This window comes from Tenacibaculum sp. MAR_2010_89, assembly GCF_900105985.1.
GTDB classification, from domain to species: domain Bacteria; phylum Bacteroidota; class Bacteroidia; order Flavobacteriales; family Flavobacteriaceae; genus Polaribacter; species Polaribacter halocynthiae.
Genome location: NZ_FNUB01000005.1, coordinates 678,933 through 693,378 on the forward strand (window position 1 = coordinate 678,933; position 14,446 = coordinate 693,378).

Sequence of the window (14,446 nt, forward strand, 5' to 3'; positions counted from 1 at the left end):
ATTATTTAGTTGGGAAATTTTGATCTATATTTTCAATGGTCTTTTGAATTAGTTTCACAACATTTTTATAAAACGTAGGATTTATATTTTCAAAATCATCTGTTGGTTTATGATAACTAGGATGATCTTCTTCACTAAAAGTGATGTTTGGAATTCCTTTTTTATGAAATGGACCATTATCTGATGAGAACATCCAATAATCTTTCGTTTTATCATTAGGATTATCATGTCCGTAAGACACTTTTAAAGAACTTGTTTTTGCTACTTTTTCAACCAAAGATTTAAATTGTGGATATGGATAAGTACCTACAACATAAATCTCGTTTTTTGGATTACGACTAATCATGTCAAAATTAAAATTCAATTGAATATCTTCTAAAGGTATTGGTGGATTTTCAACAAAAAACTTAGAGCCATGTAATCCTAATTCTTCAGCATCAAAAGCTGCAAAAATGATAGAATGTTCTGGCTGATGACTTTTGAAGTGTTTTGCCAAAACTAATAATGCAGCAGTACCCGATGCATTGTCATCAGCTCCATTATAAATAGTATCATTAACAATACCTAAATGATCATAATGAGCACCAATAACAATATATTTGTTTGGATATTTTTTTCCTTTTATGTACCCAATGATGTTTGTCCCTTCTCGTTTCTTAGTCGTTTTTTTATTAATGAAGGTGAAAGGAGAATTATAGGTGTTGTTAAATTTCCCTAACCCAACATTTTCAAAATAAGTAGTAATTAAATCTTGAGCTAGTTGATTGTTTTCTGTCCCTCTACCTTTAAATTCATTAGAAGAGAGTTTTTCTTGTAAACTCAGTAATTCTGATCTCGTATCTGTTGTAATATTATAATTAATAATTTCTTCTGAAGTCATCCAGTGAATACCATCAGCAGGAGCAGCTTTAAGAGTGTACCAATAGAAATCAGTAGGGATTTCCATTTCTTTATAGTAGTTTAAATACTTTTTATGTTCTTCATGCTCTTTAGGAAAATCTAAAGCAACCTTATCTCCACCAGACCAAGAATGAACTCCTAGCTTAGCTGTTGGATGTACTTGTCTTTTAGTTCCAGCTAAAAACATATCTGTTCCTCCAGAAGCTACCATTCCATTTTTTGGAAGATAGGTGTTTATATTACGTTTTCTAATTTCTTGAGATGCTACCAAGTTAACTTCATCATCAATAGATCCACCAACATTAACCATAGTAATTGTTGTTATTTGTGGATTGTTATCTAATACTTTTTTTATATCAGTAAGTGTATTACTATATATAATTCCTTTCATGTAAAGAGTGTCTTTACTTGTTTGGTTTTCCTTAAAATAGAATTCAGCAACTTGTTCACCTTCCATTTTCATGAGCATTTTTTGTCCTAATGCAGATACGTATAGTACTTGAGGGAAAAAGAAAATTAGAATTACAGTTAAAACACCAATTGTTAATAGTCCAATGAGACTTTTTTTAATGAATTTTTTCATTTTTTATGTTTTTAAAATTGGTATAAAAAAAACTCCGTACACCAATTAGTTATTACTAATTAAGGTATACGGAGTTTCCGTAAGAAATAAAACCTATTTTCCCAATGTCTTCCTTATGATAGAAAATAAGTTTGTAACAAGAGTTACATGAATTTCTCTGTTACAAATATATAAAAATTATAATAAGTTTTTTTAGTCACCTTCATTGTTTTCAGAATTAGAGTATCTGTTAATAGTATTTTTTAGTTTATGAAGTATTTGGTTTCTTAGTTTTTCAGGTTTTAGTATTTCTATAGAATCTCCATATCCTAATAACAAACGTTCGAGTTCAAAATTAGTTTTCACAAATATGTTAAATATAACACCATCTTCTACACGTTTTATTAAACGTTGTGATTTATGAAGTGGCTTAGTAATTACGTATGGAGCATGTCTTTTTTCAATCCAAAATTGAATACGTTGTGGTCTTGAATTAGTAACGGTTGCTCCAACTACATCTTTATAAAAAATATCGCCATCAATTTGTAAATCGTTTAACTCTATATTTTCTTCAATAGCAATGTTAGAAACTCTATCTAATGCTAATGTTATATAATTATTTTTATGGGTAGCTAATAAAAACCATCTATTATTATATTCTTTTAATAACTGCGGGTGTAGAACCATGTCACTAGCTTGTCGTGCTTTAAAGGATTGGTAAGTTATCTTTATTACATTTTTGTTTTTTATAGCATCGTATATAGGATCTATAAACTCTAAGCCTTTTAACTGTTCATTTTTATCTAAATGAATAATGGCTCTGTTACTTTTGTTGGAAGAATAAACTGAATCTTCCAATCGTTGTAAAACACCATCCATTTCTTTAAACAAAGAGAAGTCTTTAAACTGACGTAACATTTCTATGGCTTCATTCATAACCTTTACATCAGCATCAGTAACAGGAATGTTTTTTATGCTATAATCATCTTCTGAATATCTATAATACTTCCGTTGATATACTTCAATAGGAGCATTATATCCTAACTTATCACTGCGCATATGCTGAATGTCTAACTGAATAGTACGCTTACTTACATATACATCTTTTCCTTCATATTCATACAACGCATCAGAACAAGCTTCAATTAAATTATCTAAAGTCCAAGTTCGCATGGTATTTCGTAAGCATTGATCAATCGTTTTATAACGGATTAATGCATTTTTATTTGAAGCCATTTATAAAGCATTTAGTTCATTCGTAAGATTAAGTTTTGCTTGATTTTCGTATAAGCGTCTAAATTCATTAGTAGCATAAATAAAAGGTTTATCAATAAAGTGTTGTAAAACTTTTTTACGACCTTTTTTATAAAGAAGATTAGGAACTAGTTTATATTCGTTTCTAATCAATTTAGAATAGTTAGAATAAACTTCAGAAGATGTACCTAAAATTGCTAAATCAAAATCTATCATCCATTTTGCATCATTATCTATAGCATCATGTGTTTTTGTTGCAATTATTTGCTGGTGAATGTTTTCTAGGAAATCAGAAGATAAATTAATCTTTGAGAGTTGATCTAAAGAAACGAGGGCACTTTTTTCTTCATTATCTTTTTTCCAAATATTATAGATTATATCATGATAAAAAATAGAAAAAGAAACTATATCAGCATTCTTTAATTCAACTTTATAGGTGTCAAAATAAGTAAATAGTTCTTCTAAATGAGAAAAATTATGATAAACTCTATGTTTTTCAGTGTAGTTGTTTTCAAGAGTATTCCATAGAGAATCTATTAAGTCTTTATTAGAAGTATAAGCTGAAACAAGGTTTTTAAAACGATTTTTTAAGTCCAAGGCTAATTTTTTTATAAAAATAACAAATAATTTTATCTACGCAAAAAGATTGCGTAATGGTATGTAATATTTGTACCGGAATCATAAGAAAGTAAATAACTTTCAATAGTAATTGCTCCACAAAACAAGGAGTTTGTGGAGCTTAAAAAATTAAAATGATGGAAAATAAAACTAAAATTACAGGAAAAGAATTAATTGAAATGGGATTCAAATCAGGAAAATGGTTTCCAGAAGCGATGGAATATATAAACTCAAATGAGTTGTCAGAAAAAGAAACATTAGAATACTTAGAGCAATTTCGTTCAGGACCTGAAATTCCATTGTTAGAAAATCCAGCGAGTTTTAATATTAATATTAAGGCTGAAAATGAGTTAGAAGAAGAGAATGTACATAAAGTAATCACTTCAATGGAAGTATTAATGAAAACCCCAACGATTGTTGATGGATCTATAATGCCAGATGCTTGTCCTACTGGACCAGCTGGAACCATTCCAGTAGGTGGAGTAGTGGTAGCTAAAAATGCGATTCATCCAGGGATGCATAGTGCTGATATTTGTTGTTCTGTTATGTTAACTGATTTTGGAAAAGCTGATCCGAAAGAAGTGTTAGATGCTGCACATAGTAACACACATTTTGGGCCAGGAGGTAGAGATAGAAATACGCAGTTCCGTTTTCCGATGGATTTATTAGCTGAAATAGAAGCAAACCCTTTTTTGAATACTCAAAAATGTATTTCTGCCGCAAGAAGTCATTTAGGAACACAAGGAGATGGAAATCACTTTCTATTTATTGGTACTTCTAAAAAAACAGGAAATACAATGATGGTAACACATCATGGAAGTAGAGGTTTTGGAGCTAATTTGTATTCAAGAGGAATGCAAGTTGCAGAACAATTTAGAAAAGAATTGTCTCCACAAACATTAAAACAAAATGCGTGGATTCCGTTTGATACTGAAGAAGGAGAAAATTATTGGGAAGCATTACAAATTATAAGAAAATGGACAAAGTTAAACCATGAAGTTTTACATGATGCAACTTTAGATAAGTTAGGAATTGAAAAAGAAAACAGGTATTGGAATGAGCATAATTTTGTATTTAAAGAGGGCGATTTGTTTTACCATGCAAAGGGGGCAACTCCGTTAGATGCTAAGTTTATGCCAGATATTACTGGGCCACGTTTAATTCCATTAAACATGAGTGAACCAGTATTGATTGTGGAAGGAAAAACGACTAAAAGTAATTTAGGATTTGCACCTCATGGAGCTGGTCGAAATGTTAGTAGAACACAGCATAGAAAGAGTAAAACAGGAACTTTTGAAGAAATTTTTAAAGAAGAAACTAAAGGTATAGATGCTCGTTTTTTTTCTAATGAAATTGATATTACTGAGTTACCTTCTGCTTATAAAAATGCAGAGAGTGTTCGTAACCAAATGGAAGAATTTGGTTTAGGTGAAGTTATTGATGAGGTTGTGCCTTACGGTTGTATTATGGCAGGTGATTGGCAAAAAAATGCACCTTGGAAGAATAAAAGAAGACAAAATAGAAAGAGGTAGCTTATGAAGTTTTTTTGTAAAAAATGTAATAGTTTATTAGTGAAAGGATTAAAGGAAGCACAAAAGAAAGAAGTTATCTATGCAGACGAATATGATTTAATCCCAATTGGGAAATATATAGTCAATAGTGATATTTGGAATTTTGGAGATTTAGAAATTATTTACCTTATAAATGCTAATAATATAGACTTAAAAAGTCATCATGATTATGCGAAAATGCAAGGCTGTTGTGGACCTTCAGGAGCAGATGGACTGAATCAACTTTGCCCTACTTGTAAAGAAGAAATAGGGGTTTTAGTTGCTGATTGTTATACTCCACGTTTTATTGGATTAGATGTAAATAAAGTTTCATTAAAACCATTATGGTAAATGGAAAGAGTATCTTTTTTTGAGAAAATTATAATTATAGCTGGATTAATTGTTTTTCTACTAACGATTCCTTTTATCTTATTCTATTTTCTTTTAAGATGGATATTCAATAAAATTAAACTCAGAATTCTAGTATATAAAAATAGAGGTAAAATGTATTTTATTTATTCTGATTATAATGAGTTTGAATTTTCAAACTACATAAAAGAAGATACTGATTACTCATTAATAAATTGTATAAAAGTAATAAATGGTAGTGTTGAAGGAGTACTAGAAGGGTTTTTGATTAGAGGATGTAGAACAAAGTCGTATCCTAGATTAGTTAAAATCGGTAGAAAAGAATTGATACATAAAGAACATTATGGAAGCTTTAAAAATTTTGCTAGAAGAAAGAAAGATCCAGAAAGCTTTTTTTTGTTATTAAAGAAGTCGATAAAAAGGTTAGAAAAAGAATAATATGAACTTAGGACCTATTAAAAAAGTTATATGATTCATAAAAAAGAATGTTAGGTTTATAATAAGTAAGAGATGCAAATTAAAAAAGGAACACTGTATTAAGTTTTAATTAATAACTTAATACAAAATGAAATCGTACACAAACAAGAAGTATTACAATTTCAAAAGATCTCATAAGAGAAAAAAACGTACAAAATCAGCTAAAATTTATTGGAAAAGTAATAGTTGGGAGTACAGAAGATTTTTGAGGCAACAATTCAGAACAAAATGTAAAACTGTTTTAAAAAAACAAGTTGAAGGCTATGAAATAGAATTTCCACTGTATAGAAAAACACTTTGGTGGGAATATTAAAATTAAAAACAATGGAAAAGAGAATTTTAGAGTACTTAGCAAATTTAGAACGTGAAAAAGATATTGAAATATTATTTGCAGTAGAATCGGGGAGCAGAGCTTGGGACTTTGCTTCTCCAGATTCTGATTATGATATACGATTTGTATATAAACACAAAAGAGAATGGTACTTAAACCTTTGGGAGCAAAAAGATACGATTCAATTTATGACTGATGATGATTTAGATGGATCAGGATGGGATATTCGAAAGGCATTACAATTGTTATCTAAATCAAATGCATCGTTTTTAGGGTGGTTGTTTTCACCAGTTGTTTATAGAGCAGATGAGGTTTTTCTTAAAGAAATTAAAGAATTAGCTAACTTAAATTTTAATCCAGTTTCAGGGTTTTATCACTATCACAGTATGAATAAAGGGTTTGAAGAAAAATTAGGAACTTCAGAAATGACTATAAAAAGCTTTTTTTATGCTATTAGAACAGCTTTATGTGCTAATTGGATAGTGAAAAACAAAACGATTCCGCCAGTACTATTAAGAGAAATGTATTCTTTATTGGAAGAAAATCATCAAAAAAAATTAGATGATTTAATTCTGTTAAAGAGTAAAAACATAGAAAAGAGTATTTTGAATATTGATAATGATTTAATCAATTTGGTAAGAAAAATTGTTGAGGAGAATAATGATATGAAAAACAGTTTATTAAATACAAAACCTAAAAAGGAAGAATTTAATAGGTTTTTTATAAAGAACGTTTAAAAATGTCATTGCGATTGAGGTACGAAAGAAGCAATCTGTTTATAGATAAATGGATTGCTTTACAAGCAATAATGAAACTAAAGATTGTATAAAATGACACTAGAAGAATTAAAAAAATCAGGAAGTATTATATTCGAATGTATCAGTGGAAGTAGAGCTTATGGCTTACAAACTCCTACTTCCGATACTGATATTAGAGGTGTATTTATTTTGCCAAAAGAACAATTTTATTCTTTAAATTATATTGGGCAGGTAAACAATGAAACAAATGATATAGCTTATTATGAATTAAGAAAGTTTATAGAATTATGTTCTAAGAACAATCCGAATATTTTAGAGATGCTGAACGTTCCTGAGGATTGTGTTTTATACAAAAATCCATTATTTGATGAAATTAAAAAAGAATACTTTTTGTCTAAACTATGTAAAAAGTCCTTTGCTAATTATGCGTTTACACAAATTAAAAAAGCAAGAGGGTTAAACAAGAAAATTGTTAATCCAATTGAAAAAGAACGAAAAACTATTGAGGATTTTTGTACTATAAGAACAGATAAGAGAGCTATAAAAATTGAAGATTTTCTAAAAGAAAAATCATTAGAAAAAGAAAATGTCGGTTTGGAAAAAATACCGAACATGAAAAATTGTTTTAATCTATTTTATAGTGATACTTCAAATTATCAAGGAATTTCAAGAGAAGAAGCAAATGAAGTTTGTACGAGTTCTATTCCAAAGGAAGAACAACCAATAGCAATGTTATATTGTAATTTGGAGGGATATTCATCGTATTGTAAAAAATATAAGGAGTACTGGTCTTGGGTAGAAAAAAGAAATGATGAACGTTATAAAAGTAATATTTCTCATGATAAGAATTATGACGCTAAAAATATGATGCATACGTTTCGATTATTACACATGGCAAAAGAAATAGGAAAAGAAGGAATAATTAATGTAAGACGAAATGATAGAGATTTTTTATTAGCTATAAAAAATGCTGAATATGAATATGATAATCTAGTTAGAAAAGCAGAATTAATGAGAGAAGAATTAGAGTTGATTTATAATGCATCCGACTTGCTTGAAAAACCTAATTTACATAAAATAAACTCATTACTAATTTCTGTAAGAAACAAATACTACACACTTAATGTCAAAAAATAGAGGAAAAGAAGGTAAAGACGATTATTTATTTGGAGAAGTATTTATGCAACGAAAAATAAAAGAAGCGGTACTTGACATGTCTTTTTTATTAGAACGTGGTTATGGTGAATCTTCTTCTTGTGAATTAGTAGGAAACCGTTATAAGTTGAATAAAAGACAACAACAAGCAATAAAAGGAATGGCGGCAAGTGAAACTGCTGTTGTGCATCGAGAAAAGACTAAAATATCCGTTGAAAATTTAGAAGGAGCTACATTAATTATTGACGGATTTAATCAGTTAATATTATTAGAAAGTATACTATCAGAAGCCTATGTGTTTAAAGGAAGAGATGGAGCGTATAGAGATTTGTCGAATTTATACGGGACCTATAAAAGTGTACGTCAAACTGAAAAAGCCATTGAAGTTTTTGCTGAGTTCTTTAAAAAGTATAGTGTTTTAAAAGTTGTTTGGGTATTTGATGCTCCAGTTTCTAATAGTGGACATATGAAAGTAAAGTTAATGGAGTATGCAAATAAAAAAGGGTATAATTGGGAAGTGATACAAGAGAACAATCCCGATAAATTCATAGTAAATAGCAATTTTATTGGGGTAAGTTCTGATGCTTGGATTTTAGATAAAACAAAATCCTGGACTAATATTATTGACGTTTTAATTCCTGAAAATTATCCTTTTTTGATCACCTGTTAGTAAAATAAAATGGAAAAAGAAAAGGTACTATATAAGTTAAAAGAAATACAAAGGTTGTTTTTGTACGAAAACAAAGAACATTACCTATTGAAATGTAAGGATGAGCATATTGAAACAATAGCATTTAATATCGAGAATTATTTTTCTCAAGAATGTTTTCTCGAAAAATATGAGCAGCCCTACTTTGAAGAAGAAATAAAAATTGATAGAATCTTGGTCTTTAATAAATTTCAGTTTTTAATAGAAGAAAAGAATATACCTGAATTAATTCAAAAATTAGAGGAAGTAAAAATTAAAGATTTCCTTATAGTTTTAGGGCAAAGAATTACATCAGCAACAATTAAAGATGAAAAAGCAATTCTGCCAATAAACAAGGAAGTGTACAATGCAAGCTTTAAGTTTTATAATACACAGATTTCAAAAGCAGTGAGAGCTTTTGAAAAGCATTCAGAAAGAACCACAAATAGTTTTTGGGGAAAGGCTATTGGAAATCCTGCTGAAAAAGAAGAAAAAGTAAGAGATTTATTAGCTGGGATGTTAAAAAATAAAACATGGTGGAATGTTTATTATCATTACAAACATGAAATAGTATATGAGATAAGAATAGCGTCAGGACATGGAGCTCGTTGGAAAAAAGAAAATTTAGAATTTATTGGTTTTGTAGAGCCGTTTAGATGATGGTAAAAATTAGATTTAATATTTTTGAAAAATGAAATTTTAATTGTTATGAGAATATTAATAAGAACTCTTTATGAATTTAAGGATAATACTTTAGAAATTTTTTCACTTATGAAGCTATACAAGTTATAGATGGTATAAAAAATTATTCTAAATTCAGTTTAATAATTTATAAAACAGGATTTGAACCCAACTATAAGGGGTTAATGTTGAGAAGAAATCATTCAGAATTTATGGTTGAATACTTTGATAATTTTAATCAGAGTTTTGATAAGTTAAAGTTAAATTCATTTTCGGAATTTAACTTACATCTTAATAGGTTTTTAAATGAAGAAGAAGAAAACATAACAAAATTGTTTTTTGAAAGTTTAACATCACAGAATAAAGAAAAAGAAATTGAGAAATATAAAAAATGGAAAATTAAATATAAAAAGAAACAGAAAAATGAAAAGAAAAAAAGAAGGATTAAAGTTTTAATAGCATTAGGTCTGTTGCCTTTTATTTTATATGTAGGGAATTTATTATATACAGGTGAATACAAATTTTTATTTCAGGATACGTCAAATGTAAAAGCAGTCATATTTAAAACTAATTGGTCACCTACTATTGGTGGGTATTATCAAAATCTATATTTTCAGTATGAGTATAATGAAATATTATATGAAAATAATGTCAAAATAGATAAGATTGAAGGGCAAAAAAATATAGGGGACACAATATTTTTAAAAATATCTAAAACTTACCCTAAAAGATACCTTATTGAAGGCTACATAACTTCTTTTGATACACAGTGATTTAATAATTTAAAATTAATCTAAACGTTTTTATCAAAAAAATAGATGATATTTGTAATTAATAATTAAAGAATAAAACAAAATTTAAACCTATGACAATACTAAAATTCACATATCAGGACGCAAATAAGCGACTTAGTGAGTTGTATTTTAGGTAGAAATTCACAGTATAAAAAGTAAAAAGCGTCCAAAATTAATTTTTGGACGCTTTTTTTTATAAAAAATTTTAAAACCTGAAATCCACTTTGAATCGTGTAGTACAAAATGTACATAACAAAGTATCAGTCAATTAATAAATCTGCAAAAGGCGGACGGGATTTTTATTTCCTAAAAATAACCGCAACTAGTTGATTATTAGTAAAATAGAAAGTGTTTTTATTTGTGTAATTCAAAAATAGATTCTAAGTTTGCATCGCAATTATGCAACAAAACAATTATAAAACGAAGTAACATGTTCAAATACCAATTAAACATAAGTACACTAATAGAACCAGGTTCTTGTGTGCACATGCTTCGCGACTTTCTTCACACATAGATAAGAATTATCCTATATATGAAAAGTCCGAAGCCAAAAAGTTTCGGATTTTTTTATGCTCTTTTTCAAATAACATACGAGTTAATAATTATTTCCGATAGGTGATAAATAGTTAAATATATGTTCATTGAAACCAAAACACATCAAAGAACAAAGACAGAAAGCCATTCGAATTATAAGAAAGAGGCAAAGAGAGATTTATCAAAAAATTAAAGAATTAGGGTACATAAAATTAAAAGAACCTATACGACATGGTTGGTTTAAAGAAATTGTAATAACAGAAAATGTAGAACGCTATAAAAACAAGGCGGCTATTTTAGAGTTGTACGATTGTATAGAAAAAAGTTTTTGGGGTAGAACAAAAGAAAAAGCTGATAAACAGTGGTTTCATAAAATCTCAAAACACTTAATATATAAAGAATTTCCAACCATATCTAAAAAACAATTTAATCGATTAACATATAAGGCGCAAGCTATGTGTACGGTATTCTCTTTTAGAAACGAAAACAAAAAAATAAAAAAACGATTTTATATAAGAATTCCAAAAGGAGCTTATAAAATTAAATATACAAGAGCATATATAACACACTCTAAAAGAATTGATCCTCAACTTGAAAGTGAGTTAGATCTTTTAGAACAACAATTGTATAAAAGTGGTTATTATGAAATTTGGCAAGAGAGTTATTGGAAAAATTATTGGAGAACTCCTCAAGAACACAAGCAAAAATTTCAAGTAACTAAACAGTTGAATGCTCTTAAAAAGTATCCTTTACAGGATATTATAAATGACAACATATCATGGGAAATAAATTAAAAGGAAAGGACTTAATAAAATTAGGGTTTCCAAAAAATAATAGTATAAATATAGCCTTAGGGCAAATTAATAGATATCGTAAAAGAGAAAAGAAAGAACGCATTTTAGAGGAAGCAAAGCAAGTATTGTTAGCACCAGAAAAATATCAGGGAAATGCTATTTGGGGTAAAGTTGCAGAAGGTTTGGTAAAACCTGTTGAGGTACAAATGCACAAATTACGAAACACTAGGGTTCCATTTAGTATTTATGGAGAAAATGAAATTGACGATTTAGCAAAATACCAATTGTATGACGCTTTAAAATTACCAGTTGCTGTACAAGGAGCTTTAATGCCAGATGCGCATGCAGGATATGGTTTACCAATAGGTGGTGTATTGGCCACAGAAAATGCCGTGATTCCTTATGGAGTAGGAGTTGATATTGGTTGTAGAATGTGTTTAACAGTATATCCAGTAAAAGCATCTTATTTAAAAGGGAAAGTTCATCAGTTGGAAAATATATTGTCTGAGCATACTAAATTCGGAATGTATGAAACGCACAAAATGAAGCATGATCATGAAATATTTGAACGTACCGAGTTTCAAGATATACCGTTGTTAAAGCGGTTAAAAATTAAAGCATATAATCAACTAGGAACCTCAGGTGGAGGAAATCATTTTGTAGAGTTTGGAGTGGTAACTATTACAGATGAAAATAATGAATTTGATTTGCCTATTGGAGAATATATAGGATTATTAACGCATAGTGGAAGTCGTGGATTGGGAGCAAACATTGCAAAACATTATACGTATTTAGCAACGAAACAATGTCCTTTACCAAAAAATGTACAACATTTAGCGTGGTTAGATTTGAATACTCATGACGGACAAGAATATTGGTTAGCAATGAATTTAGCGGGTGATTATGCAAAAGCATGTCACGATAATATTCATAAACGAATTGGTAAATTACTAGGAGCAAAAGCAATTGCAAAAATTGAGAATCACCATAATTTTGCTTGGAAAGAAAAGGTGAATGGACAAGAATTAATTGTTCATAGAAAAGGAGCAACTCCCGCTAACAAAGGTGAGTTAGGTATCATTCCCGGTTCCATGACAGCTCCTGGGTACATAGTACGTGGCTTGGGAAATACTGAAAGTTTAAATTCTGCTTCTCATGGAGCTGGTAGAAAACATTCTCGAAGAAAGTGTAAAGAGAAATTTACAAAAAGCGATATCAAACACCAATTAAAAATGAATGGAGTAAGTCTTATTGGAGGTGGAGTAGATGAAGCACCAATGGCATATAAAAACATTAAAAAAGTAATGGCAAATCAACAAGAACTGGTTGAAGTGTTAGGAACCTTTACGCCGAAAATTGTAAGAATGGATAAATAGCATTCTTTGAGCGTTACCTAAAGGTCGCGCTTTACGCTATATCTTTTTATAGCTGTCATTGCGAAGTTTACTGTTTTGTAAACTGTGGCAATCTTATAATTAATAAACAGATTGCTTCGTCCCTCGCAATGGCGCTAATTTATGTAAGCTATAAAAAGGATGCCGCTTCAAACCCTAACGCAAGCATTGTAATAAAGGGATTAGTATAAATAATAAGAAATAATGGGCACAAAAATAATACAAATAACAGCAGCTAAAGGCCCATCAGAATGTGCGTGGGTAGTTGCAAAAATTTTAAAAATATTTTTAAAAGAATTAATAGAAGCTAACATTGAATATACAGTGTTGCATAAAGTTAATGGAATTGAAAATGGAACAGTACAATCTGTAACTGTTGAGTTAAAAGGAAAACTACTTTCTGATTTTTTAAAAAACTGGTTAGGATCTATTCAATGGATTGGAACTTCAACTTTTAGAAAATATCATAAACGTAAAAACTGGTTTATTGGTTGTTATGAATTGAATCAACATAAAGAAAAAACAATTAACGAAAACGATATTCAATTTCAAGCAATTCGAAGTTCAGGAGCTGGTGGGCAACATGTAAACAAGGTAAGTTCTGCTGTTAGAGCAAAACATATACCAACAGGAGTTCAAGTATTGGTCTCTGATGGTCGTTCACAACATCAAAATAAGAAGACTGCAATACAACGATTAAAAGAAAAAATAGCAGATCATAATATCGGTCAGTTAAAAGAATCGGTAAAGAACGAATGGGAAAATCATTTAAGTTTAGAACGAGGAAATCCTACTAGAACATTTACAGGTTCAGATTTTAAACAACAAAAGAAATTGAAATCTTTTAAAACAAAACGGAATCAACTAAAAACTGATTTAAGAAAACAATTAGAATAACAATACAAAACGTCATTACGATTGTAGCGAAGGGTAAAGAGGTAATCTCTCTATATATTAACAAATTTAGATGATTCTTCAAAATGACAAAAAAGAAAATAAAATGGGAACATTAGCAAATAATTACATATTTAAAGCAATAGATGCTTATCCATATGATTTAGAGGAAGCAATTGAAGCTTTAACATATGCTTTAGCATATGATGAAAAAAACACGATTGCCTTATGTTTAATGGGGCGTATTAATGCCGAAGCATTATACAATTATGACAAAGCAAAAGAATATTATGCAGAGGCTCTAGCTGAAAATATTCATGCTTTTAATGTATATCCAAATTACATCAATGTGCTATTATGGAATGAAGATTTTGAAGAGGCAGAAAAGCTAATAGATTTTGCCTTGAGTGTAAAGGGATCAGATAAAGCGGTGTTGTATTTAAAAAAAGCAGTTTTATTTGAGACCCAAAAGAAATACAAAAAGGCGTTAAAAAACGTTATTAAAGCTAGAGAGCACAGTTTTAATAGTGAATTTTCATATACTATTGATGAAGAAGAAAAGCGTATTAAGGGGAAATTGCCCAAAAAGAAGAAAGTAAAATCTAAGAAAAAAGATAAAAAATCTAAGAAAAAGAAGAAATGATTTAAAACTAAAAACCACATTATTTATTTTAATGTGGTTTTTTATTCGTG

At 29.2% G+C, this 14,446-nt stretch carries 16 protein-coding genes; 13 read left to right on the forward strand and 3 right to left on the reverse strand.

Annotated elements, in window-relative coordinates; translation table 11 throughout:
• Position 1: 1 nt before the first annotated feature.
• The 3 genes from BLV71_RS06695 to BLV71_RS06705 all read right to left on the reverse strand — a co-directional run bounded on the left by BLV71_RS06695 (position 2) and on the right by BLV71_RS06705 (position 3,313).
• Positions 2-1,483: a M20/M25/M40 family metallo-hydrolase gene (locus tag BLV71_RS06695; protein ID WP_093869801.1), complete on the reverse strand. Its 1,482-nt coding sequence runs from the start codon at positions 1,481-1,483 to the stop codon at positions 2-4.
• A gap of 192 nt (positions 1,484-1,675) precedes the next feature.
• On the reverse strand, positions 1,676-2,698 hold the full coding sequence (locus tag BLV71_RS06700) for a helix-turn-helix transcriptional regulator (RefSeq protein WP_093869802.1): 1,023 nt from the start codon (positions 2,696-2,698) through the stop codon (positions 1,676-1,678).
• Positions 2,699-3,313, reverse strand: a complete 615-nt coding sequence (locus BLV71_RS06705; protein ID WP_093869803.1) for an HD domain-containing protein — start codon at positions 3,311-3,313, stop codon at positions 2,699-2,701.
• Positions 3,314-3,468: 155 nt separating this feature from the next.
• Between BLV71_RS06705 and BLV71_RS06710 the strand changes: the two genes are divergently transcribed.
• The 13 genes from BLV71_RS06710 to BLV71_RS06770 all read left to right on the forward strand — a co-directional run bounded on the left by BLV71_RS06710 (position 3,469) and on the right by BLV71_RS06770 (position 14,396).
• On the forward strand, positions 3,469-4,866 hold the full coding sequence (locus tag BLV71_RS06710; protein WP_369813909.1) for an RtcB family protein: 1,398 nt from the start codon (positions 3,469-3,471) through the stop codon (positions 4,864-4,866).
• Positions 4,867-4,869: 3 nt separating this feature from the next.
• On the forward strand, positions 4,870-5,235 hold the full coding sequence (locus BLV71_RS06715; protein WP_143032765.1) for a hypothetical protein: 366 nt from the start codon (positions 4,870-4,872) through the stop codon (positions 5,233-5,235).
• Positions 5,236-5,691: a hypothetical protein gene (locus tag BLV71_RS06720; RefSeq protein WP_093869806.1), complete on the forward strand. Its 456-nt coding sequence runs from the start codon at positions 5,236-5,238 to the stop codon at positions 5,689-5,691.
• A 127-nt stretch (positions 5,692-5,818) separates the two neighbouring features.
• Complete coding sequence (locus BLV71_RS06725) at positions 5,819-6,043, forward strand: hypothetical protein (RefSeq protein WP_093869807.1); 225 nt, start codon at positions 5,819-5,821, stop codon at positions 6,041-6,043.
• A gap of 11 nt (positions 6,044-6,054) precedes the next feature.
• Positions 6,055-6,798, forward strand: a complete 744-nt coding sequence (locus tag BLV71_RS06730; RefSeq protein ID WP_093869808.1) for a nucleotidyltransferase domain-containing protein — start codon at positions 6,055-6,057, stop codon at positions 6,796-6,798.
• A 93-nt stretch (positions 6,799-6,891) separates the two neighbouring features.
• Complete coding sequence (locus tag BLV71_RS06735) at positions 6,892-7,956, forward strand: nucleotidyltransferase domain-containing protein (protein ID WP_093869809.1); 1,065 nt, start codon at positions 6,892-6,894, stop codon at positions 7,954-7,956.
• The gene (locus BLV71_RS06740) at positions 7,943-8,644 is read left to right on the forward strand and encodes a DUF434 domain-containing protein (RefSeq protein ID WP_093869810.1); all 702 of its coding nucleotides are present in this window, start codon (positions 7,943-7,945) and stop codon (positions 8,642-8,644) included. The genes BLV71_RS06735 and BLV71_RS06740 overlap by 14 nt, the downstream gene beginning before the upstream one ends.
• Before the next feature lie 9 nt (positions 8,645-8,653).
• Complete coding sequence (locus BLV71_RS06745; RefSeq protein WP_093869811.1) at positions 8,654-9,322, forward strand: hypothetical protein; 669 nt, start codon at positions 8,654-8,656, stop codon at positions 9,320-9,322.
• A gap of 206 nt (positions 9,323-9,528) precedes the next feature.
• A complete protein-coding gene (locus BLV71_RS06750) occupies positions 9,529-10,116 on the forward strand; it encodes a hypothetical protein (RefSeq protein WP_093869812.1) in 588 nt (195 codons plus the stop codon).
• A 662-nt stretch (positions 10,117-10,778) separates the two neighbouring features.
• Positions 10,779-11,465, forward strand: a complete 687-nt coding sequence (locus tag BLV71_RS06755) for a hypothetical protein (protein WP_093869813.1) — start codon at positions 10,779-10,781, stop codon at positions 11,463-11,465.
• The gene (locus BLV71_RS06760; RefSeq protein WP_093869814.1) at positions 11,450-12,841 is read left to right on the forward strand and encodes an RtcB family protein; all 1,392 of its coding nucleotides are present in this window, start codon (positions 11,450-11,452) and stop codon (positions 12,839-12,841) included. Before BLV71_RS06755 ends, BLV71_RS06760 begins: the two co-directional genes overlap by 16 nt.
• A gap of 222 nt (positions 12,842-13,063) precedes the next feature.
• Positions 13,064-13,756 carry a peptide chain release factor H gene (gene prfH, locus BLV71_RS06765; RefSeq protein WP_093869815.1) on the forward strand — a complete coding sequence of 231 codons (693 nt, stop codon included), beginning with the start codon at positions 13,064-13,066 and terminating at the stop codon, positions 13,754-13,756.
• Between the two features lie 70 nt (positions 13,757-13,826).
• The gene (locus tag BLV71_RS06770; protein WP_255405129.1) at positions 13,827-14,396 is read left to right on the forward strand and encodes a tetratricopeptide repeat protein; all 570 of its coding nucleotides are present in this window, start codon (positions 13,827-13,829) and stop codon (positions 14,394-14,396) included.
• Positions 14,397-14,446 lie beyond the last annotated feature (50 nt).